Origin of the sequence: Ruminococcus sp. RTP21204st1_B2_RTP21204_210225, from assembly GCF_040914135.1 — a bacterium.
Classification (GTDB): Bacteria; Bacillota; Clostridia; order Oscillospirales; family Ruminococcaceae; genus Hominimerdicola; species Hominimerdicola aceti.
In genome coordinates this window covers 64834-89163 of sequence record NZ_JBCPGA010000002.1, presented here as the reverse complement: position 1 = coordinate 89163, position 24330 = coordinate 64834, and the positions used below count along the sequence as shown (strand labels likewise).

The window sequence follows — 24330 nt, the reverse complement described above, 5'->3', positions numbered from 1 at the left end:
TATTTACAGCGTTTTTTTGCGACGCTTTGTAACTAAAAGTAATGTTGCAGCAACAGTGACTGTTCCGCCTGCTGCCACGAATGGGATAACACCCATGCCGCCTGTTTCAGGCAGCTCTCCCAAGGTTTCCTCAGAGTTGTTATAGACCTGAACATACTGATCACCGTTCTTTGTCATATCAATGCAATTCTCATTTTCTGAGCCATTGTATCTGTAGTAAGCTTTGTATGACGATGTGATTATCGGCTGACCGTTCACGTCTGTCTCCTCAAACCAATAGTAATACTTACTACCCTTGATGTCATTTTTTTCAAGAGAAACGGCATTTGACCAGTTGTTATCAGCCGTGAGCGTTATCTGCTTCCACAAGAATACTTCACCGCTAGGTGTCGCATCTTTACTAGGAACAGGTGTAACGTTCGTCTTCTCAGGTGTGCCAAGATCATTAGCTGTTACCTCATAAGAGCAACTGCTATCATCATTGACCTTTGCTGTAAGCTCAACTGTAACATCGGAAGTAATACCGCTGAGGTCAACTGTGAACTTGCTGGAATTATAAAGATCAGCAACAGACACACTTATATACTTACTTGAAGCGCTCCATGACGCAACACTCTGATTTTTGTCACCGTCCCAAACATCCTTATCTCTGTAGAACTCAGCAAGAACATCGCCAGACGAATTGATAAGCCTTACTCCGGAATATTTCATATCGCCCCTTTCGAGCCATGCGTTATTAAGGGTGAAGCTGAACTTAGCCGAGCCATACATGGCATACTCAGAGGCGAAGCTTCCGTTCTGAGCCATTTCTGTTCCATTGCTTGTAAGGATCTTGAATTTAACATTCTGTCCCTTATCCATTGTGCCTGTAAACTTGTTATATTTTTCAGGCACATCAGCCTTATTTGTTGACCTATAGATATTGAACGTTACCTTATCATTGGTATGGGTATTGCTATCGCCGTCAGACCATGCCTTTTGCAGGCGAACATCCATATTTTCTACCTTCTGCGGGTTCTTGGTATTGACGATCGTATCAAAGCCCGTGGCACTGCCGTTATTTGAATAAGTATACGTAACGCCAAAGCCGTCAGGTATATTCTTTTCAAGAACATAGTAATACTTGTCCTTGTCAAGACCGTCAAGAGTTACCGTCCAATTCTTAGACTTTTCCAGAGAAACAGTTTTTATAAGTTTGCAATCTGTTGGTATTCCGTTATCTCCATTCACTCTTGAAGTTGAATTTGGTGCAACAGAGGACTCATAAACATCTGCCTCGATCTTGTCGATACCAGCAGGAAGCTCGCTGTCAGCAAGCTTGTTTCCAAGCTCATCACGCCATTCCTTCGTAATGTTAAGTCCCTTGACGTTCGTAACTGTAACATCAGTGTTTTTGCTCATTGCCGTTGCACTGTATACAGCCTCATATCCTGTTGCAAGATCGATCTCTTTGATATAGTAGTAAAGCTGCTTGTAATCATTGCCGACCTTCGTATATCCAGGAAGCTTTGTCCACTCATGTTTCCAATTGTTAGCTTCGTTAAGAGTTACCTCAGCACTGCCCCACTGAATATCATCTGGAACACCGCTTAAAACCTTAGTTGTAGACGAGCCAAGAAGGAACTTTACGCTCTCTGCCGAGTGATTGCCGTTTCCATCGCTCCAAACCTTGCTTGCAGTTATCTTAAACTCTTTTAGCAGATTTGTTACTCTGAACATATCTCCGTTCTTCACGAACTGATATCCGTCCTCACCGACTTCACTTGGAACTACAGCCGGACGCACTTTAAAAGCAAAATATATAGGAGTTTCGTCAAGAAGATAACCCTCTGGACTTTGCTTTTCTATAAGCTTATAAAGATGGCCCTCAGTATTTCCGATGCCTGCGGCAGGTTCAAGGTCAAGGTTGTATGACCCGTCAGAATTTACATTGAATGTCTGCGCCTTATCCTGCGCCGAATTTCCCCAGATAACTGATCTTCTGTCCTTCGCAGCATTTTCTTTGAAATCTACTGCCGGGAGCCAATCGTATGTGCCATTTTCCAGCTTAGTGTATCTGTAGATCTCAAAAGAAGCCTTAAGCATAATACTATAGTCTCCGCTGTCTACCTTCATAAGCTTAAATGGCTCAACAGTTGTTGATGACGCCTTTGACTGATTTATCAACTCAAACTCGGAATCATTATCTTCACTGTCATTTACAGCAGAGCCGTTTGTGTCAAATGATATATTATTGAACACATGGACTTTATAGCCATCGTTCTCAGCGTCCTCATCATTTGCAGGACTTCCTGTATAAACGTAAACTAATTTCAGGTGACGCTGATCTGGAACGTTTATTTCAAGTTTCTTTACAAAATCTTGTGTCTTTGCTGTCAGTGCGGAACACTTTACCGCCGAAAGCATTTTTTCATTGCTGACCTCAGTGCTTGAAAAGCCGCTGCTATCCCTGTATTCATATTCGACTCTGAAAACACCGCCCGCCTTCTCAGAAGAAACCTCTTCCACAGGGACGGATATGCTTGAGCCAAAATCTAACCACTCGCTTCTCTTGTTGGCAAAGGCTTTTACTTCTTTGAAGCTGTTGCCGTCCATATAGCCATAAGCCACATAGTAACTCTTTATATTTCCGGTTTCGTAGCCTTCAGGCAAAGTCAGATCAATAGTACCCTTAGCGCCAACAATACTTTCACTTGGAATAAAGTTAGCGATAAACTTGCCCTTTTCGTTGGTAATAACATCTGCACTGCAAGAAACTGTGTTGTCAACTGCCTCCGGATCTGATATCACATAACTGTAATCACTCACAGCAAGCTCTGCACCTGTATCTGCGTCAAATACCTTGATAGACTTCAGATCCATGTCAACAGCGGAATTGCCATTTATGCTTACCGTTTTTGTCTGAATGTTACCCTGAGCGTCCTTTGTCTTAACTACAGCTGTGCCTCCGCACTTGATAACATCGTTGAGAGTTATCATTCCGTTTGTTGAGCATTTGAGCTTTTTAGGGTTAACATCAATGGTATAAGTTATCTCACAGCCGGTGGACTTCGGAGAAGAAGTTTTCTTCAAGTTCTTTTCCTTAACTGTCTGCGTCTGGCTTCTCTCCGGATATTTTCCAGCTTTATCCTGGACTGTGTTTTTGAACGCTGCAGTACCATTCTTGTAAACACCATTCTTAACATCATCAACCTTTACAAGAGTGCTGTAATAGAACGTCCAATACGTAGTGCTATATCCGGTTTTTACTAGGTTTATCTTATTTGTACCCTTATCATAGGAATATCTAAACTGATACCAAGGAGTCGTCGTAAGCTGATTGGTTGAAGAACTGCCGCCAGTTGAATATTTCAGATAATCATTATTCTCATATAAGATCATGCCAGATGGCAAAGTATCCACGATCTCGACATCTTCCTCATACTCATAAGTGCCGTCCTTATTGACATCAAGCCGCCAATCAAACCTGTAATACTCAACACCATTTACAGTAACAACAGGCAGGCTGCTAAGATCATGCACTGTGTCGCCTGCTACACTGCTTGCAGCGTCATACTTTTCATAAGGCGCTTTGGAGCTGTCGCCTATAGTAAACTTAGTCTTATCTGCACTAGGCTCAAATGTTTCACCTTTATAAGTAGCCTTGTTATTTACATTTATAATAGTACCTTCGTCAAGACCTGTTACATCTATGGTACTGCTATACTTTATCTGCACAAGGTTTATATTGTCAAATTCTTCACTATCATTGAACTTTATCTCAAACGAAGTGTTGTCGGCATTAGATACTACAGTGTAATTTGAACTGTCAAGCGGTTCATAGCTTCCTGTTCCATTTCTCTGAACATACATGATAATGGAATCAGTGTCAAGAACGCTCTTTATTGACTTACCATCATTTGACGTAGCGTTCATTATATCGCTTATAGTCTTGCCCCTAAAGGAACCGTTTGTCTGCTTGACCTCTACCTGCCACTTATATGTAACACTGCTTCCGTCCTGAGAAATGTCAAGAACTGTTTTTGACTTCTCGTTTACAGGTTTATAGTAAACTGTCTTGTCAGAATGGAATCCGTCAATTCCTGCAGTATTTTTCACTGCATAATTTCCATTGCTGTCAGGGTCGCCAAGATCATAGTCAGCAACCTTTGTTTCATAGGAAATAACTACCTCGTTATTGTCACCTATTCTGTCAGGCAAAACAAGCTCACCGTCACTTGCAACTGTTGCATCAAAGGTATCATTTCCAACCTTTATGCTGACAATCTGTCCTGCTTTAAGCATATTATCAGTTATTGTCTTGCCTTTAAGGGTAGAATTTTTGTCATTACATTTAACAGTTACTTCCCATTTGAGTATACCTAACGTGTTATTATCTATCCAACCACTTTTTGATATCTGATACCTATTATAAACAGTTTCACTTGATGTGATATCAGACCATGGTTGGCTTTTATCAGGTCTTTGCATTTTAACTGTATTTGTAGTTTCCGCCTTGTCAGGATCGATAGCTGTCACATACTCGATAGTAATTTTTGACGCTGTTGTTTTATCGTCAAACGTAAGCGTGTTTCCATTAAGTGTGTACTTTACATCTGAACCATCATCAGCTTTAAGTGCAAAGCTTCCTGGCTTTGCATCAGGGAATGCTTCATCATAAAGGTGATAGCCCTTGAGGTCTGCACCGCTAGGGTTGCTTACAACAATTTCCCATGTGACTTCGTTATTGTCGTAGTCAACATTCTTGCCTGTTTTTGAGATCTTATCCTTCTTTGACTCAGAATAAATAGTTTTATCTGCTTTTACTCCATTTCCGTCTTTATCATATGTGGTGGATTTGTTTTCCACCTTACCTGACATAACGAAATTCGGGTCGCTTGTAGGATATGGGGTCGTGTAGCTTATGGTAACATTTTCTTCGCTGAATCCATCGCTGAAAACAAACTTTCCGCTTGACGCGTCATAGCTTCCTGCACCCTCAGGTGAAACAGTGAAGCTTCCGTCAACGGCATCCTTAAAAAGCTCGTCCTCGATCCTGTCAAGAGGCTTCTTTGCAGGATTGTCCACTGTGATAGTCCACCTAACTCCGTCAGCAGTTTCGCTTGCGTCCTTTATGGCAGACATAGTGAGCGGAGTAAAACCGTCTATTTCAACCGTCTGACCGCCTATCTCAACAGTGGTCTTATCACCTGTATCTGTATCCTTACGCTTTACATTACCCTCAAAGCTTGCCTTACCGCTTATAGCGTCCTTCTCATTTTTATGTTGATATCGCTCATCAAACTCAATAAAAAGATACTTCTTTCCATCTATCTCGTCGACTCTGTACTTACCTGAAATTCCATGTCCTTCATCGAAGTGAGTATCCTCGACATCGCCCCAGGTTCCGTCTGACGGTATACCGCCCTCGGGCAGGCTAACATTATCGTCGATAGGGAAATAAATATACCTATTGGTCATTTCGCCCTTGTCAAAATCAAATTCCACATTGAATTCGATCTTTTTAGATTGGTCTTTTCCTGAACCGACCGCATCATAGGATTTTATCGTGACGCTATTCGCATCCTTATAAGAATAGCTTCCGCCGTTATAGGAAACATCTCCACCTGCCACGGAAGTACCCTCAGTGGCACTTATTGCAGGCATAACAAGACTTGCCAGCACTGATACTGTCATAACTACAGACAGCACCACACCGAACAAGCGGCTGCGTTTTTTCCTTTCATTTTCTTTTAGATATTGCCGAACTTTACCGTTAAAATTCTGCAAAACGGATCACTCCCTCCGAAATTATACACTATTTATAATAAACGCTAGTCCACTGTGCCTATCCTTTTAAAAGGATATATCCTCAGTGAGACCTTTCCAAGTACTGCTTCCTCAGCAATACAGCCTATCCTCTTTGTACGGCTGTCAACAGACGTAGATCTGTGGTCGCCCATAACGAATATTCTCTCGTCAGGCACCTGATAAGGCAACTCGATATCACATTCTCCCAGAGCTTTGCCGTCAACATACGGCTCATTCAAGGTTTTTCCGTTGACGATAACAGTACCGTCCTCCTTGATATCCACCACATCTCCTGCTGTAGCGATAACACGTTTCAACAGTATCTTATTATTATAATAAAACGCAACTATATCGCCCTTCTGAAAGCTTCCACGCTTTCTGCACACCACCAGCTCGTCGTCATGCAAAGTCGGCGTCATACTTGTACCCGTTACTCTCAAAACAGGCAAAAATAACATTGATATAATCACTGCTGCCGCTGCCACAACAAGAAGCGACGCCACAGTGCTGCGGAGTATCCTCAGATATTCCCGCCTTTCATGATGCTTTTTTACCACCCGCTCAAGTGTCTGGACATCAGGAAGCTCAGGTTTTTTTAACACCTCGTTCTTGCTATCTGCCGCCATGATCTTCCTCCACTACCGGCTGCTCAACAACCACCTTGTGACCTGTCAGTGCAGCTACCTGCCGCTCCAGCCTGTCAAGTCGGTCAGTGATACTTTTTTTATCTTCGAGCTTTTGAAGAAGCTTTTCATTCTCTGCGTTAAGCTTATCATATTCTTTTCGCAGATAAAGCATTAACTCAAGCAGCTCATTTTTCGACAATTTTTCAAGCGCCTTATCCTTCAAAAGCCTCACCTCCGACGCAATATACCTATATAATTACAAGTATTATATCACTTGATTTTCCATTTGTCAATCCCACAATATATCATATTTGTATTTTATTACATATAAATATACTGATAGTTTACACGATATTGATTTATCATTTTCATAGTGCCGGCAGATGATAAAACGGCATATTTATTAGCCTTGAACATGAAACAATATGAAACCTGCGTTTTTACGCTAATTGCAACTTTCCCCCAAAAAATCTTTCCTATTTTGATTATAGCAGCCTGCATAGTCAATATTTTAACATTGTATACTAATGTTGTATTTATTAATATTTTGTAAACTTTGATAAATAACTTTCTATCATTAGCCAAATATTAATTCAGCCCCAGATCGATCCTTATTTAACGACAAATGTTCACTGCAAAGCAAACAAGCTTTACATGGCTGCGTCGACAAGCTTTTGAACTTTACACATTCAACAAAGCAAGAAAAATCGGCAAATTTCATGTATTCACCGATCTATCATCAATTTTGCTTTCTCACAACAGCATATTCATCATCAAGCCTGTAATAAGGACAGCTATATTCGCTGTCGCTCATTGATCTGTATGCTTCGTCCTCGTCAAGATCGACCATGCAGCAGTAACATTCACAATCCTCATCAAAAACGTAATTCACACAGCTTTCGCAACGGCTGACTATTTTCTTCGCCTTTGTCATAACAGCCTCCTATTTAAGCACCTTTTTAAGTATACTATTTATAAATACAAGTGCGTCCTTCATTTTTTTCATATCACTATCTGAAACGCTGGAAAATTTACCAAGTATATCATCAAGTATCTCGTTTTTCATCTTTTCCATAAAGCGCATAGCTTCGTCAGTGAGCCTGATGTTGATAACTCTGCGGTTATCGGGGTTTTGCATTCTGATAACAAAGCCCTTGTCAACAAGCTGTGCCACAGCCCTTGTTGCCTGCTCATTAGAAGTGTTTATCTTGCTTGCAAGCTGTGACATTGTGAGCGTTCCCTCAATACATAGTGACAGCATTATTATCTGCTGAGTTCTTGTTATATCATACTTTTTCTTATCAAACGTATCAAATACCAATTTTCTGCTGAGAGGGTATATCTCATACATTGACATGATACATTCACGACGTACATTGTCTACCATTTTTACTTCCTCCACATAACACGCATATGAGCGTAGGTCGATTATTTTTCCACACACAGTAATTATATCATATGTTTCTCATTTGTCAATAGCAGAATTATATCAATATTTGATTTTGTTAAGTGATTCTTTTAGGGGCTTTGACGCAGGGCAGAAGCTTGATCGTTTTTGATAATGCTATAATACCCATATAATTCGTGTTTCTGAATATTATACTTGTAACATTCAGTTATCCATTTGCAGCAGTAATCACCGCTTACAAACATTTCGTTAGGGACATATCTATTGTCATATGGCATCGTATCCTCAACATTCTGATCTCCATTGTTTATATAGTTTTCATATCGTTCATACAAAAAGTCTTTGCCGTCAGACATTGTGATGTAATAATCATAAGCATTATAAACCAGTAATGACGAAATTATAATTATCATAGATGTGCACATTATTTTGCTTTTTGCTTTAAATAACTTTTGTAATTTTTCTTTTAGTGAATCAGCTTTATAATGTGGGATAATGTCTTGATCTCTAAATTTGATGTGTGGGAGTATAAAGCAAGTGGCACAAAGTAATATTGGGATATAGGTGTATATGACTTGTGCTGTGCCTAATAGATATAGTAAGGCATATGAAAAATTGTATATAATTACTACAACGAATGCACAGATAAACATAATGATCAATCTTTGGATAGTTCGGTTGGATAGTTTCTCCTGTTTTATTGAACCTATATCAAAAGCTGCTTTTAGAGTTCCAACAAGTATAAAAAGAACTGCAAAGAAGGTCGGACGCATGGAAAAGAAACCTGTCAAGGTCAATGCAGACAGCCCTGCAAGTCCTGCAAAACAATATGGCAGGGACGTTATAATAGTATTTTTCTTATTACAGGTATAGAGTATTATTACAGAGATCATAAAAGCTACAATTATGATCTTGTAGTCATTTAAAAACCAGCCCAAATAATTCTTTAACAATGTCAAAAATGATTTGATATTATAGACATCTGTTTGTTCTACTAAAGCTGCCCTGTTGTGATTACCAGGTGCTAAGATCACAAGCATGATACCTAAGACAGAAGTAATGCAGCTCAATACTATCTTCAGATCAGGCTTATGTCTTATGGTGATAAGGTGTATCGTTAGCCATACCAGCAGTATCCCGCCAGTTGTTTCATTTGTTGCTGAGCTTATGAAAAACAGAATGGGCATAGCAATATAATATATCCTATTGCTGTCATCAAGATGCTTTTTACAAAAGTATACGGTATACAGCAGCAACGCAGATGTCCACAGATAGTTTACGGATCCTGATATCCACAGAACTGTGTCACCAAATGATGGCAGAAATAAAAGCATGGAAAAATATATGATGACCTGTGCCAGTGGTATTCCTTTTTGACGGTCATAGACCAGTTTCCTTATAAGAATGCCAAGACAAACGAAAACTATGGAATTAATAATATTAAAGAACCATTTGTTTATATTTATGAAAACAAAAGCCACAAAGTGTGCGATTATTCTGCCGCCGCTATAGTTGTAGTAATTTTTCATGGACAGCAACATGTCACTAAGACCATTGATAGGTTTATCATTTATCTGTGGTTCAAAATCTTTCCAAACGAAAAGAAAGTGGTAGTCATCTGTAATAAATCCGCAATTTGCAGTTAAGAACAATATGTATGCAAATACACATACATATATAAAAAGTAATTTTTTATTTTTGAGCATATAATATCCCCTGTGTTTTTTTATTTATTATATCATGATCGCACGGCTTTTTCAAGCTTGCAAAGGTATATTTTTGGAATATAGCTTTATCTATTTACATATTAACAAAAAGTTCAGTCAAAATTTTGTAAATTATAGCTGCCAGCTTAACACAAGACGGTAAGAATGTGGTATAATAGTTAATGAAGTAAAAATAGATTATGGAGGTTTAAAGTATATGTTGTGTACTGAGTGTAAAAAAGAGCAAGAAAAACGTATTTCTAACGAGGAAAAAGAAAATGCACAGCCCGCCGAAAAAGTATGCAGCGACGTACATACAACACTGAAATCAAAGCGTTCAGCCGCTTTGATACTTTTGACTGGTGCTACGCTTATGCTTATAATGGTGTTCATTCTTTTTTGGCTTATCATGTTGCCGAATCTGCCACAAGACAACAGCGTCCTTGCGAATAACTGTGCAAATATATGCCAGACCGCTAAGGAATATATCGGGATCTGATCTTCAAGACGATCTGCTCCTGCCTTCGGGCGGGAGTTTTTTTGTTTTATGGCGATTTTACAAGCTTTTTACGGCACCTGCATTGACATCATATTCGTTTGGCGGTATAATAATACAGTATGATATAAGATGCCTTTCTTACGATAGGAGTTAGGAGAAATAAGAATATGAATAACAAGGTCTACGATAACAGAGAGTTATCATGGCTTAAATTTAACGAGAGAGTTCTTGAAGAAGCTCAGGACAGTGCTACACCGCTTCTTGAAAGATTGCTTTTTCAGTCGATATTTGCAAGCAATCTTGACGAGTTTTTTAGGGTGCGTGTGGGCTCGCTCTATGATTCCTCGCTTGTGGACGACGATCATAAAGACAACAAGTCCAAAATGCGTCCATCTGAACAGCTTTCTGCAATATTTAAGCGTGTTCATGAGCTTATACCAATAAAAGATAAGACATACAAAGCTATCTGCGAGGAACTGGAGCTAAAAAATATAGTACATAAAAACATAAAGGCTCTCACTGAACAGGATAAGAAATTTCTTGAAGCCTATTATGCCTATGAGGTCAAGCCGTTTCTTAATGCCTTTATTATCGATAAAAGACACCCTTTCCCGTTTCTTGCAAATCAAAGTATTTATGCGGTCGCAAAACTCGCTTCAAAATCTGCCGTCACAGTGGGTATAGTTAGCTGTAACGAGAAATTCCAGCGTGTGATCTTTCTTCCTGCTGACGAAGGGTGCATAAGCTACATACTGGTGGAAGAGCTTATTCTACATTATGCTGACAAGGCATTTGAGGGCTATAAAATAGAAGAAAAGGCTCTTATGAGAGTGACACGAAACGCCGATATCGACGTTGACGAGGGCTTTGACTCGGAACTTGATTTCAGACAAAATATGTCTGAGCTTATCAACAAGCGTAAACGCCTTTGTCCTGTGAGATTACAGCTTTCAAAGCAAATATCCGACACTGTGCTGAACGAACTGCTTTCAAGGTTGGAGCTTTCAGAAAAGCAAGTCTTTGTGGAGAAAACTCCCCTTGATATGTCCTATGTGTTCGCTGTGTTTGACAAGGTGGCAGACAGAAAAGAGCTTTTCTTCCCGAAGCAGGAGCCTCAGCCCTCTGCGATGATAGACCCGTCAAGGTCAATGATAGAGCAGATAGACGAAAAGGATCTTTTTCTGCACTATCCTTATGAGTCCATAAAGCCTTTTATCAGGCTTCTTGACGAGGCGGCAAAGGACGATAGCGTTACATCTATCAAGATGACTTTGTATCGTGTGGCGAAGAACTCCAAGGTCATAAAGGCGTTGTGCAACGCCGCAGAAAATGGCAAGGACGTGCTTGTGCTTGTGGAGCTGAGGGCACGTTTTGATGAGGAAAACAATATAGGGTGGTCAAAGCTTCTCGAGGAGTCAGGCTGTCATGTAATGTATGGTCCGCAGGGACTTAAAGTCCATTCAAAGCTTTGTCTTATTACAAGAAAAGTTGGCGACAGCGTTAAGTATACCGTTCAGGTAGGCACAGGAAACTACAACGAAAAGACCGCAGGACTTTACACCGACCTTTGCCTTATGACATCAAACAATGACATTGCTCAGGACGCCTGCGAGGTGTTCAGAACGCTTTCAATGGGCGAACTTGTGGAAAACTCTAAGGCACTAATGGTCGCTCCACACTGTCTGCAAAATAAGGTAGTGGAGCTTATGGATAATGAGATAAGCATTGCAAGAGCAGGCGGTGAGGGATATGTTGCCGCAAAGCTCAATTCTCTTACTGATAAGGTGCTTATGGACAAGATAATAGAATGTTCTCAGGCAGGCGTGAAGGTAGAGCTTGTTATAAGAGGTATATCCTGCCTTGTGGCAGGCGTGGAGGGCGTTACTGACAATGTGCAGATACGCTCAATAGTGGGCAGATATCTTGAACACGCAAGGATATATATTTTCGGCACAGGTGTTCGCAAAAAGGTATACATATCCAGCGCAGACTATATGACAAGAAACACCACAAGGCGAGTTGAGGTCGCCGCACCTATCCTCAGTGAAGAAGTAAAAAAACGTGTCCTCGATATTTTTGACACCCAGATGCAGGACAACGTAAAAGCAAGGATAATGCAGCCTGACGGAAAATATGTCCGTGCAGAGCGTGGAGATATCGCCATTGACGCACAAAGCAGATTTTACGCTGAAGCATACGCCAATGCACCAAAGCCTGCTCCTGTTAATGATGCCAAGGCTGTCGAGCCTGAAAAGGAGAAAAAGGGCTTTTTAGGCTGGCTAAAAAGGCTTTTCAGAAGAAAAAAGTAATTATATAAAATGCGGTCATAGTGATGTGACTGCATTTTTTTGTATCAGAACAAAATATAACGGGCGACCCAAGGTCGCCCCTACACAAATAACGCATTTTCATTATCATGTAGGGGCGAACAGCGTTCGCCCGTTTATTTTAGCTGAATTTAAGATAGAATAAAATTTATTACTTATTAGCAACAAAAGCGTTGTTGATAGCTGAAACAAGACCCTTGATAGAAGATACGATGATATCTGAGTGTCTGCCGACGCCCCAATACATCTTATCACCGCAGGAAATTCCAACATACGAAACAGCCTCAGATGTTGACTTTCTTTCAAGAGCGTGTTCTGTGTATGTTTCTACGGTAAAATCAAAGTTCAAAGCCTGCTTGATAGCATTTGCCACAGCGTCAAGACGTCCGTTGCCCTCTGCTGTATGATCGTTTGTTACGCCGTTTACTGAAGCTGTGATAGCGGCACAGATAGTGCCGTTCTGCTTCTGAACATAGTGTGCTTCAGGAATGTCAACAGGTGCGCACTTGTTGAGGTACTCGTCCTTGAATATCTTGTAGACCTCATCAGGCATAAGCTCTTTGTGCTTGTGGTCTGAAACAGCCTTTACCTTATAGCCAAAGTCCTCTCTCATCTTCTTTGGAAGATCGTAGCCAAACTGATTTTGGAGGATAAAGCCAATTCCTCCCTTGCCTGATTGCGAGTTTATTCTGATAACGTCACCGTCATACTCTCTTCCAACATCATGTGGGTCGATAGGCAGATAAGGAACTGTCCACTTGTCACAGCTCTTTTCTTTTCTCCAGTTCATGCCCTTTGCGATAGCGTCCTGATGCGAGCCTGAGAATGCAGCGAATACAAGTGCGCCTGAATATGGGCTTCTGTCATAAACCTTCATTCTTGTAACTCTCTCGTAAAGCTCTACCAGTGCAGGCATATCTGAGAAGTCCAGCTTAGGGTCAACTCCGTGAGTGTACATATTAAGTGCGATAGTAACGATATCGGCATTGCCTGTTCTCTCACCATTGCCGAAACAAGTACCCTCTATTCTGTCAGCACCTGCAAGCAGACCCATTTCGCAGTCTGCCACTGCACAGCCTCTGTCATTATGTGGGTGAAGTGAAACTATAACGTTCTCTCTGTTGTGAAGAGTGTCGCACATATACTCTACCTGCTGAGCATAAACATGAGGCATTGACATTTCAACTGTTACAGGCAGGTTGATGATGACCTTGTTATCAGGTGCAGGCTGCCAGATGTCGATAACAGCGTTGCAGATATCTCTTGCAAACTCAGGCTCTGTGCCTGTGAAGCTCTCAGGAGAATACTCGAATACGATATTGCCCTTTGCGTGCTTCTTATACTCGTTACAGAGCTTTGCACCGTCTGTAGCTATCTTGATTATCTCTTCCTTAGACTTTCGGAAAACCTGCTCTCTCTGTGCAACAGATGTTGAGTTATAAAGGTGGACAACAGCGTTCTTTGCACCGTCGATAGCTTCAAATGTTTTCTTTATGATATGCTCTCTTGACTGTGTGAGCACCTGAATAGTAACATCATCAGGTATCATGTTCTTCTCAATAAGTGTACGGCAGAACTCATACTCTGTTTCAGAGGCGGCTGGGAAGCCTATCTCTATCTCCTTAAAACCTATCTCAACGAGCTTTGTGAAAAACTCCAGCTTTTCTTCAAGGCTCATAGGAATGATAAGAGCCTGATTTCCGTCTCTCAGGTCAACAGAACACCATGCTGGTGCATGGTCAACATACTCTTTTTCAGCCCACTTCATGCACTTTACAGGAGGCATATAATAGCCTCTCTCATACTTTTCTACGTTTTTCATGTCAGATCCTCCTTATAAATATAAAGCCGATAATTATTTTGATAGTGATGTGGAAAAGGGCATAAAAAAATCGCCACTCCTACCAAAAAGGAGAGACGAGCTTTGCCGTGTTACCACTCTCATTCATATACGGCTCACACCGCATATCTCAGCCGCATCTATCAATGCGTATCTCTATAACGGGAGAACCCGTGAGCGGCTAATAAGATTTCACCGTTCAGGCTCGGGGACGAGTTATCACAAATTCCGCATACCGTCTTGCACCCACCGACGGCTCTCTGTAATGTCAGAACTTTGCTTTTGTTCCTGTCAACGCCTTTGTCATATTGCTTTTATTATACCCATACTTCCCGCTTTTGTCAATAGGACAATTGCTGATTTAACAATTTGTTAATATTCAATGCTAAATCGTTTTCCCTGACGTTAAATGTAGTAGCTGGCGTCCCCTGCAAAATAATCTTAAAATATTCTTATTACGCTTTTCAAATGCTTAAAAGTATCTTAATTAGCCTATCTGTCGGTTGACAAAGAATAAGCAATGGTCTATAATAATAGATGCTGGCTGAGGGGGTTTCCCCTCATACTTTTGTACAAAAGGGGATCTATAACATGATATTTGAAAGCATTAAAAAGCTTGTAACATATGGTCTGGAAAGCGGACTTATTGAGGAGAGCGACAGAGTTTATACCACAAACAGGCTTCTTGAAGCCCTTGACCTTGAGGAATATGACGAGCCTGCGGAGGAGTTTTCTAACGTTGATCTTGAAAGCACTCTCAAAGAGCTTCTCGATTACGCTGTGGAAAAGGGCCTTACGGAAAATTCTATTGTATACAGAGATCTTTTCGACACAAAACTCATGGGGCTTCTTACTCCAAGACCGTCAGAGATAGACACAAAGTTCTGGGGACTTTACAACCACCAGTCTGCAAAGGTCGCAACTGACTATTTCTACAAGCTTTCGCAGGACACGGACTACATAAGAAGATACAGAGTGAAGAAAGATATGCGCTGGATAGCTCCAACAGAGTACGGCGACCTTGATATAACTATCAATCTTTCCAAGCCTGAAAAAGACCCGAAAGCCATTGCGGCGGCAAAGCTTGCAAAGCAGTCGGGATATCCTAAGTGCCTGCTGTGCTATGAGAACGTGGGATATGCAGGACGAGTGAACTCCCCTGCAAGACAGAACCACCGTGTTATATCCCTTAAAATAAACGGCACAGACTGGGGACTTCAGTATTCCCCATATGTTTATTACAACGAGCATTGCATCCTTTTCAATAAGAAGCATACTCCTATGGTAATAGACCGTTCGGCATTTGAGAAGCTTTTTGACTTTGTCAGACAGTTTCCGCACTATTTCATAGGTTCAAACGCTGACCTGCCTATCGTTGGCGGATCTATCCTTTCGCACGAACATTTTCAGGGCGGTCATTATACTTTTGCAATGGCGAAAGCCCATGTTGAAGAAAAGATAGTTTTCAAGGGCTTTGAGAACGTTGACGCAGGTATCGTTAAATGGCCTATGTCAGTTATCAGAATAAACAGTGAGGACAAAAACGCTCTCGTTGACCTTGCTGACAAGATACTCAAAGCTTGGAGAGGCTACACCGACGAAGAAGCGTTCATTTACGCTGAAACAGAGGGCGAGCCGCACAACACTATCACCCCTATCGCAAGAATGAGAAACGGCAGATATGAGCTTGACCTTGTGCTTAGAAACAACATCACCACCGAGGAATATCCTCTTGGCGTTTATCACCCGCATCAGGAGCTTCATCATATAAAGAAAGAAAATATCGGTCTTATCGAAGTAATGGGTCTTGCAGTGCTTCCGTCAAGACTTAAAGGCGAAATGGAGAAGCTTGCTCAGGTTCTGGTCACAGAGGGAACAGAGGGTGTACGCCGTGACAAGCTGATAGAAAAGCACGCTGACTGGGCTGAGGAGATATCAAAGAAAAACAATATAACAGCCGAGAACGTTCACGAGGTATTACAGAAAGAAATAGGCATCGTGTTCGCAAAGGTGCTTGAACATGCAGGCGTTTATAAGAGAAACAAAGACGGAAAAGCTGCATTTGAAAGATTTATAGACTATGTGAACAACAAGTAATAAAGAAAGAGGTGAACGCCCGTATCTCGCAGGAAAGATCCTGCAAGGGTGCGGGCATTTTTATGCTCAGATTTACAAGACGGCATATAAAGGAAACAGCAATAATTCTGGCAATAGTCCTTTTTATAGGCACACTGTGGTTTTTAGGCTACAAAAGGCATATAAGAGATACGATCAATCAGGCTTATGACGTTGCACCTATATCCGCCATACAGTTACAGCTTGCTTCGTCATCAAAGGCTGATAAGCTTATGATAGCGGCTCACCCTGATGACGAAGTGCTTTGGGGCGGAGGACATCTTTATGATAAAGGCTATCTTGTTGTGTGTGTAACAAACGGAAGAAATAAGGTGCGTTCTCAGGAGTTCAAGGACGTGGTGACTGCCTCGGGCAACGAGTGTATAATGCTTGAATATCCTGATAAAGTCAGGGGTAAGCGTGATGATTGGGCGCTTGTTAAGGACGGTATCGAATCTGACCTTGAAAAGATAATGACCTGCAAGGATTGGAAGCTTATAGCTGTGCATAATCAAAAAGGCGAATATGGTCATATCCACCATGTAAACGTGCATAATTACGTCACTGAGATATACGATAAGAACGATATCCAGTGCGACCTTTACTGCTTTGGCAAGTATTACAAGGCTAGCCGTCTGAAGGTGGTGGGCAACACTTTGCCAAAGATATCAAAAGAGAGATACGAGTTCAAGAAAAAGCTTGCGGATATGTATACCTCTCAAAAGAAAACTGTAGACAAGCTGTGGCATATGGCTTATTATGAGGATTGGACGCTGTATAAACGCTACAGCGAACACCCTGAAATGAAAAAACAAACTGCAACTGCGCTGGGAGTGGCTGTGAATGAAGCTCAGTAAGAAAAATATAATACATCTGTGTGTGCTTACAGGGATATATCTTCTCTTTGTGCTTGCATTGACAAGATTCAAGTTCGCCTATGGCTCTGAGCTTGATTGGGGCGGACAGCACTATGCTATCCCTGATTATTTCAGAAAGCTCTTTTACAAAACAGGGGACTTTTTTCCCTCCTTTGCCCCGAACATAGGTTGTGGTGAGAACATCTATAATCTGTCATATTATGGACTTTATTCGCCTATAATACTTTTTTCTTATCTTCTGCCCTTTGTGAAAATGTCCACCTATATACAGATAGTATCCATAATAGGCATTATAGCAAGCCTGTGGATATTCTATATATGGATGCGGCAGAAATTCACAGACAACACAGCGTTTGCACTGAGCTTTGTGTTTCTCTTTTCAGCGCCCCTTATCTTCCACAGTCACAGGCACATAATGTTCGTGAATTATATGCCTTTCCTGCTTTTAGGTTTTATGGCTATCGAGGATTATTTTGAGGGCAAGAGAAAATACATGGTGACGCTTTGGGCATTTTTGATGCTCATGACAAGCTATTTCTTTGCAGTGTCGGGTCTTGCGGCAATGGCAGTGTATGGTGTTTACCGCTGGCTGAAAATAAATGAAAAGCCAACTTTCAAGAAGTTCTGCAAAGACGGAACAGCATTCGCTTTCAGGCTTATCCTAGCAGTGATAATGGCGTGCGTGCTTATCCTGCCGACACTGCACTGTATGCTCTCAGGCAGAGAGGCAGGCAACAGCCATGTTGATCTCAAGTCGTTCATACCAGGCGTAAACTTGAAATTTCTGCTCTATTATCACTACTCAATGGGGCTTTGCCTTTTCACAGTGCTTAGCATAATATCTGCAGTGTTCTCAAAACAACGCTATAGAAGATTTCTCGGGATCGTTATGATGGTAATAGCCACCTGCCCTATAATAGTCTATATGTTAAACGGCACACTGTATGTTGACCCGAAAGTTCTTATACCTTTCCTTCCTCTTGGTATGCTCCTTTTCGGACACACCTGTTTTGATATAATAAGAGGAAAGCTAAAACTTAAACCACTTGCAGTGATAACCCTTTTAGTTGCATTGGCAGGAGTTTTCTGGTTCAAGACCACCAAAAAAATAGAGTTTTATATTATCCTTGACTTTTTGGTGCTTATGTCGAGCCTGTTTGTATACAGACGTTGCAAAAAAGAGTTCATACTTAATATAGGAATGTCCCTTTGCCTCGTGGTATCCACAGTATATGCAAACTTTGCAGACAAGCTTGTGCCTTTAAGTGAGCTTGAATATGATAACAGCAGTGATATGAATACGCTTGCAGATTATGTCGGCTCGCAAGAGGAGATATCGAGGACTTCAAACTGCGTTGACGAAGTGAACACAGTGAACATGATATATAATGCAGATTATTACACCATGTCAATATATTCCTCACTGCACAATAAAGATTACAACAAATTTTATTACAGCGAGATATACAACGAAAATTCATACCGCAACACTTCCCTGACCACTCAGACACGAAGCCTTATTGCTGATATGTATTTTTCAAACAGATATCTTATCACTGACGACCCCGCAAAGGCAGTGTCAGGCTACAAGAAGATAAAAGAAAGCGGAAGCCTTTCACTTTATGAAAACAATGACGTTCTGCCTTTTGGATATGCTACCAATGCTCTTATCGGCAGAAAAGAATATAATTCCCTGAATTATCCTTACTCAGTGGAAGCTCTTTTCAATAATATAATAGTTGAGGATAAGACGGAAAAGTCATTTTCATCTGATATCAAAAAAGTACGCTCCATCAACTTTACAGAGTGCGACCAGATAAAGCGTGAATGGGGAAAATACACCATTGACGCCAAAGAGCCTTTCACTCAGGAGATAACGCTTCCCGAAACGCTCACAAACAACGAGATAATGTTTGTATCTTTCAATGTGAACAACGATATAAAGGGTGGCAGAAAGGACGCTTGGGTGTCCATAAACGGCAATAAAAACAAGCTCACTGCACCTGATTGGAAGTATTACAATAATAACAGACGTTTTGAATATGTCATAACCACAGGTCAGGACTATAGTGCAGACAGCGTTAAGGTGAATTTCTCTGACGGCAAGTATGAGATAACCAACGTTCGCTGTTATGTCATCGACAAAGACAGCCTTGTGCGTGACGTTGACCCGTTCATGATAGACAAGAAGACCTCTCACGGAGATGTGATAAACGGCACTATAGACGTTAAAAATGACGGCTATTTCACCATTTCCATTCCGTACACCGACGGCTTCACCGCCGAGATCGACGGCAAAGAGGTACAGTGTGAAAAGACCGACACTGCATTCCTTGGCTTCAAGATACCAAAGGGCAGCCACAGCATAAAGATAACCTTTACCGCACCGTTGCTCCACAAGGGCATAGTTCTCTCAGGGGCAGGCTTGCTCATATTCATAGCAAGCGTTATTATTGACAGAAGAAAATCAAAAGCTTCAAAGTAGAAAAAATAAAAGCGACAGAAATCTGGATCTGTCGCTTTTTTTGTCGTATGTTTAGGTTTGTCTATTCACTTATTACATAAAATATGATAAAATAACAGAGTGATTGTGTGACTTTTGTCAAAGGTTCTGTCTGAATCCCTCACCAATGGTAACATTTTCGTATGCAAGCTCACGCATTTTCAACATTACGTCATGTGGAGTTTCTCTCATTCCGCCCGTTGCCCAATCTATTATTATTCCGCAATATCCATGAGAATAAAAATCGGCAAAGAATTTCGCCTTATCGGAACGCTTTCTGGTTATAGCAACAGCGTGATAGAAAAATCTGATGAACAGCTTGTGCATACTTCTGAAAAGATAATGCTCGAATATCTTTTCGTTGCTTTTTAGCGTGTTTGAGTAAAAGCGCTTGTCTTTGAGCATATTTACGAGAAATCCTTCAAGACGCTCATACCAGTTGTCGTAGTTTACGCCTTTGGTGATGTCAGCGAAAAGCTCGTGAAGATATATATAGCTCAAAAGCTCATATTTATCCTGAAAATGGTAATAAAAAGACTGGCGGTTAAGACCGCACTCACCTGTTATATCGGATATGGATATTTTATCAAAGGGTTTTTGCTCGCAGAGTTTTTTCAGTGAATCACACAAAGCACTTTTGGTTATCGCAGAGCTTGACATTTAACTACATTCCTTTCAGATTCATAACGACAAAAGGTCTTTTTTGAGGAAAAATCAGACTAAGCTGGATTAATGTCAAAAAAGCAGACAATTCGCGCCAACTTTTATTATATCATAAATTTATGAAATTTCAATAACTTTTTATAAATATTTTATCATTATCATATTTTTCACAGGGGGAAACGGCATGAAAAACAATATCATCACAGAATTTATAAATGGTCAAAGCTGTAGAGCGTATGAAGCCCTGGGGGCAGTAAAAATAGAGAACGGCATAAGATTTTCCACCTATGCGCCCCATGCAAGGAAGGTAGAGCTTTGCCTGAATGGAGATATTATCCCTATGGAATGTGATGAACGTGGGGTATGGAGCGTTGAACGCCCTGCAAAAGAGGGTGACATTTATCAGTATGTTATCACAACGCCTACTCTTGAAAAGCACTACCGCTCAGACCCTTTTGCGGTGTACAGCGAGGTAAGACCGAAAAATGCGTCTGTGGTGTATGATATTGACAGCTATAGCTGGAATGATGATGAATGGCTCTCAAAGCGTGACAAATGCTATGAAAAGCCTATGAACATATATGAGGTGCATTTCGGCTCGTGGCGCATAAAAGAGGGAAAAGAAGAAACCGACCGCTTTTACACCTATGAAGAAATGATAGACCTGCTCATACCTTATGTAAAGGAAATGGGCTATACCCATATCGAGCTTCTGCCACTGACGGAATATCCTTATGACGGCTCATGGGGCTATCAGGTGTCGGGATATTTCTCCGCAACCAGCCGTTACGGCGACCCTAGAGGGCTTATGAAGTTCATAGACGCTTGTCATGCGGAAAATATCGGCATTATTCTGGACTTTGTACCCGTACATTTTGTCCGTGATTTCTATGCCCTGCACATATATGACGGAAGCTTCCTCTTTGAAAGCGACAATGAGTATGACAGATACTCCGAGTGGGGTACTGCCCTGTTTGACTACACAAAGCCTCATGTGCTTAGCTTTGTAAAATCCTCAGTTAATTTCTGGATAGAAAAATATCATGTTGATGGATTGAGATATGACGCAGTTGCAAACCTTATCTATCGTCACGGCAATACTGATGACGCTGTGAACGACAGCGGTATATGGTTCTTGAAGAACACTAATTACACCATTCAGAAAATGCACCCTGACGTTATGCTTTTCGCAGAAGATTCCACAAACTACACAAAGGTAACTGCCCCTGTTGAGTTCGGCGGACTTGGCTTTGACTATAAATGGGATCTGGGCTTCATGAATGATACCATCAATTATATAAAGACTCCGCCTTTTGAACGCAGAAATCATCACAATAAAATGACTTTCTCCATGAGTTATTTCTATAATGACCTTTTCATTCTTCCTTACTCCCACGACGAGGTAGTTCACGGCAAGAAAACCATGGTGGATAAGGTGTTCGGCAGTCAGCAGGAGCAGTTTGCTACCATAAGAGCACTGTATACTTTCCAGTTCACTCACCCTGGCAAGAAACTCAACTTCATGGGCAACGAGCTTGGCGAATATCTTGAATGGCGTGATGAAAAAGAGCTTGGCTGGAATTTGCTCACATATCCTATACACGATTCATTACACGAGTATGTGAAAGCACTCCACAAGCTTTATCTTGAACAGCCTGCGCTGTATAAGTCCGACTATAATTCCACATCTTTCCGCTGGATAGACGCAGACAACAAAAATCAGTGCATTTATGCCTACCGCAGAAGCGACCCTTCCGGCAAGACGCTTTATATGGTTTTCAATTTTTCCGGAAGCTATCAGAACTATAGCCTGAAGGTCGAGCAAAACGGAGCCTACAAAGAGCTTCTCAACTCTGACCGTGATATTTATAGTGGATCAAACTGCATAAACAGCGGTCTTTATACCACAAACTATAAGCTGCCACTCAGACTTGCACCTCTCAGCAGCGTTATAATTACCACAGAATGAGAAAAAAATATTAAAAATCATAAAATACTATTGCAAAATGGCGAAATATGCGTTATAATATGAGTGTATGTAATATACAACATTTACACCAAAATCATTTGAGAGGAGTTATGTAAATAATGGTTTATTCTCACGAAGTTGAAACAATGTGCCCTATCGCTCAGGGCGTTGCTCACGGTGCAGCTCCAATTCCAGAAGAAGCAAAGTGGGTAAAAGCTAAGGAAATCAAGGATATCTCAGGCTTTACACACGGTATCGGCTGGTGTGCTCCACAGCAGGGCTGCTGCAAGCTGACACTTAATGTAAAAGAGGGCGTTATCCAGGAATGTCTCGTTGAAACTATCGGCTGCTCAGGTATGACACACTCTGCTGCTATGGCATCAGAGATCCTTCCAGGCAGAACAGTTCTCGAGGCTCTTAACACAGACCTCGTTTGCGACGCTATCAACACAGCTATGAGAGAGCTTTTCCTCCAGATCGTTTACGGTCGTTCACAGAGTGCGTTCTCTGAGGGCGGTCTTGTAGTAGGCGCTGGTCTTGAGGACCTTGGTAAGGGACTTCGTTCACAGGTAGGTACTATGTATGGTACACTTGCAAAGGGTCCTAGATACCTTGAAATGACAGACGGCTATGTTACAGGTCTTGCACTTAACGAAGATGACGAGATCATCGGCTACAAGTTTGTAAACTTCGGCAAGATGATGGACTTCATCAAGGCTGGCGACGATGCTAACACTGCTTTTGAGAAAGCACAGGGTCAGTACGGTAGAGTAGCTGACGCTGTTAAGATCGTTGACCCAAGAAAAGAATAAGGAGGATTTGTTACAATGGCTTTATTTGAATCATATGAGAGAAGAGAAAAGCAGATCCTTGCTGTTATCAATCAGTACGGTATCAACACTATCGAAGAGTGTGCTGACGTATGCAAGGCTAAGGGTCTTGACATTTATAAGCTCGTTGAGGGCATTCAGCCTATCTGCTTTGAGAACGCTAAGTGGGCTTACACAGTAGGCTGCGCTATCGCTGTCAAGAAGGGCTGCACAAGAGCTGCTGACGCTGCTGCTGCTATCGGCGAGGGACTTCAGGCTTTCTGTATCCCTGGTTCTGTAGCTGACCAGAGAAAGGTTGGTCTTGGTCACGGTAACCTCGGCAAGATGCTTCTTGAAGAGGATACAGAGTGCTTCGCATTCCTCGCAGGCCACGAATCATTCGCTGCCGCTGAGGGTGCTATCGGTATCGCTGAGAAGGCTAACAAGGTTAGAACAAAGCCTCTGAGAGTTATTCTTAACGGTCTTGGCAAGGACGCTGCACAGATCATCGCTAGAATCAACGGCTTCACATATGTTGAAACAGAAATGGATTACTACACAGGCGAAGTTAAGGAAGTATTCCGCAAGGCATACTCTGATGGTCTGAGAGCTAAGGTAAACTGCTACGGTGCTAACGATGTTACAGAAGGCGTTGCTATCATGTGGAAGGAAAATGTTGACGTTTCTATCACAGGTAACTCAACAAACCCAACAAGATTCCAGCACCCAGTTGCAGGTACATACAAGAAGGAAAGACTTGAGAAGGGCAAGGAGTACTTCTCAGTAGCTTCAGGCGGAGGAACAGGTAGAACTCTGCACCCAGATAACATGGCTGCTGGTCCTGCTTCTTACGGTATGACAGATACAATGGGAAGAATGCACAGCGACGCTCAGTTTGCTGGTTCTTCTTCAGTTCCTGCACACGTTGAGATGATGGGTCTTATCGGTATGGGTAACAACCCAATGGTTGGTGCTACAGTTGCTTGCGCAGTTGCAGTTGAAGAGGCTATGAAGTAAGGTTTTAAACCACTTCACAAGTCTTGTAATGTGGACAACGATAAGACTTCGTGTTCAAAAGAATATCAGTAAGGCGTTAGATTTTGTTCTAACGCCTTATTTTTATGCACAAAAAGACCTCCCCATGCTGTAAGAAAGGTCTGACGACCAAACTAAAGCGCAGGAAGGTCAATATCACAA

At 41.5% G+C, this 24330-nt stretch carries 16 protein-coding genes and 1 other annotated feature; of the genes, 8 read left to right on the top strand and 8 right to left on the bottom strand.

What is annotated here, in order from left to right:
• Nucleotides 1-3: 3 nt before the first annotated feature.
• From AB5123_RS01210 to AB5123_RS01185, 6 genes are all read right to left on the bottom strand, one after another.
• Nucleotides 4-5769, bottom strand: a complete 5766-nt coding sequence (locus tag AB5123_RS01210; RefSeq protein WP_368364462.1) for a Cna B-type domain-containing protein — start codon at nucleotides 5767-5769, stop codon at nucleotides 4-6.
• Nucleotides 5770-5813: 44 nt separating this feature from the next.
• Nucleotides 5814-6416, bottom strand: a complete 603-nt coding sequence (lepB, locus tag AB5123_RS01205; protein WP_022288300.1) for a signal peptidase I — start codon at nucleotides 6414-6416, stop codon at nucleotides 5814-5816.
• On the bottom strand, nucleotides 6403-6639 hold the full coding sequence (locus AB5123_RS01200) for a hypothetical protein (RefSeq protein WP_117891675.1): 237 nt from the start codon (nucleotides 6637-6639) through the stop codon (nucleotides 6403-6405). The genes lepB and AB5123_RS01200 overlap by 14 nt, the downstream gene beginning before the upstream one ends.
• 516 nt (nucleotides 6640-7155) lie before the next feature.
• On the bottom strand, nucleotides 7156-7350 hold the full coding sequence (locus AB5123_RS01195) for a DUF6472 family protein (RefSeq protein WP_022288298.1): 195 nt from the start codon (nucleotides 7348-7350) through the stop codon (nucleotides 7156-7158).
• A gap of 9 nt (nucleotides 7351-7359) precedes the next feature.
• Nucleotides 7360-7803 carry a MarR family transcriptional regulator gene (locus AB5123_RS01190; protein ID WP_022288297.1) on the bottom strand — a complete coding sequence of 148 codons (444 nt, stop codon included), beginning with the start codon at nucleotides 7801-7803 and terminating at the stop codon, nucleotides 7360-7362.
• 131 nt (nucleotides 7804-7934) lie between these two features.
• Nucleotides 7935-9530 (bottom strand): DUF6056 family protein, encoded by a 1596-nt coding sequence (locus AB5123_RS01185; protein ID WP_368364461.1) that lies wholly within the window; start codon nucleotides 9528-9530, stop codon nucleotides 7935-7937.
• 217 nt (nucleotides 9531-9747) lie between these two features.
• On the opposite strand from AB5123_RS01185, the gene AB5123_RS01180 reads away from it, so the two are divergent.
• Nucleotides 9748-10029, top strand: coding sequence for a hypothetical protein (locus tag AB5123_RS01180; RefSeq protein WP_041337252.1), 282 nt, complete (start codon nucleotides 9748-9750; stop codon nucleotides 10027-10029).
• A gap of 167 nt (nucleotides 10030-10196) precedes the next feature.
• Nucleotides 10197-12338 (top strand): polyphosphate kinase 1, encoded by a 2142-nt coding sequence (gene ppk1 / locus AB5123_RS01175; RefSeq protein ID WP_368364460.1) that lies wholly within the window; start codon nucleotides 10197-10199, stop codon nucleotides 12336-12338.
• Nucleotides 12339-12507: 169 nt separating this feature from the next.
• Here ppk1 and AB5123_RS01170 read toward each other — a convergent pair whose 3' ends face one another.
• A complete protein-coding gene (locus AB5123_RS01170) occupies nucleotides 12508-14178 on the bottom strand; it encodes a 2-isopropylmalate synthase (protein WP_368364459.1) in 1671 nt (556 codons plus the stop codon).
• Between the two features lie 88 nt (nucleotides 14179-14266).
• Nucleotides 14267-14500: a binding site (T-box leader), on the bottom strand.
• A gap of 287 nt (nucleotides 14501-14787) precedes the next feature.
• Between AB5123_RS01170 and galT the strand changes: the two genes are divergently transcribed.
• The 3 genes from galT (at nucleotide 14788) to AB5123_RS01155 (ending at nucleotide 19674) form a co-directional block, all read left to right on the top strand.
• Nucleotides 14788-16293 (top strand): UDP-glucose--hexose-1-phosphate uridylyltransferase, encoded by a 1506-nt coding sequence (galT, locus tag AB5123_RS01165; protein WP_347503148.1) that lies wholly within the window; start codon nucleotides 14788-14790, stop codon nucleotides 16291-16293.
• A 62-nt stretch (nucleotides 16294-16355) separates the two neighbouring features.
• Nucleotides 16356-17168, top strand: coding sequence for a PIG-L family deacetylase (locus AB5123_RS01160; protein WP_368364458.1), 813 nt, complete (start codon nucleotides 16356-16358; stop codon nucleotides 17166-17168).
• The gene (locus tag AB5123_RS01155) at nucleotides 17155-19674 is read left to right on the top strand and encodes a YfhO family protein (protein WP_368364457.1); all 2520 of its coding nucleotides are present in this window, start codon (nucleotides 17155-17157) and stop codon (nucleotides 19672-19674) included. Before AB5123_RS01160 ends, AB5123_RS01155 begins: the two co-directional genes overlap by 14 nt.
• Nucleotides 19675-19791: 117 nt before the next feature.
• On the opposite strand, the gene AB5123_RS01150 is transcribed toward AB5123_RS01155, so the two are convergent.
• A complete protein-coding gene (locus AB5123_RS01150; protein WP_022288290.1) occupies nucleotides 19792-20352 on the bottom strand; it encodes a TetR/AcrR family transcriptional regulator C-terminal domain-containing protein in 561 nt (186 codons plus the stop codon).
• A 187-nt stretch (nucleotides 20353-20539) separates the two neighbouring features.
• Between AB5123_RS01150 and glgB the strand changes: the two genes are divergently transcribed.
• The 3 genes from glgB (at nucleotide 20540) to AB5123_RS01135 (ending at nucleotide 24150) form a co-directional block, all read left to right on the top strand.
• A complete protein-coding gene (gene glgB / locus AB5123_RS01145; protein ID WP_278339808.1) occupies nucleotides 20540-22324 on the top strand; it encodes a 1,4-alpha-glucan branching protein GlgB in 1785 nt (594 codons plus the stop codon).
• A 119-nt stretch (nucleotides 22325-22443) separates the two neighbouring features.
• The gene (locus AB5123_RS01140; protein WP_022288288.1) at nucleotides 22444-23136 is read left to right on the top strand and encodes an iron-sulfur cluster assembly scaffold protein; all 693 of its coding nucleotides are present in this window, start codon (nucleotides 22444-22446) and stop codon (nucleotides 23134-23136) included.
• Nucleotides 23137-23151: 15 nt separating this feature from the next.
• Nucleotides 23152-24150 (top strand): GGGtGRT protein, encoded by a 999-nt coding sequence (locus tag AB5123_RS01135; RefSeq protein ID WP_337812414.1) that lies wholly within the window; start codon nucleotides 23152-23154, stop codon nucleotides 24148-24150.
• Nucleotides 24151-24330 lie beyond the last annotated feature (180 nt).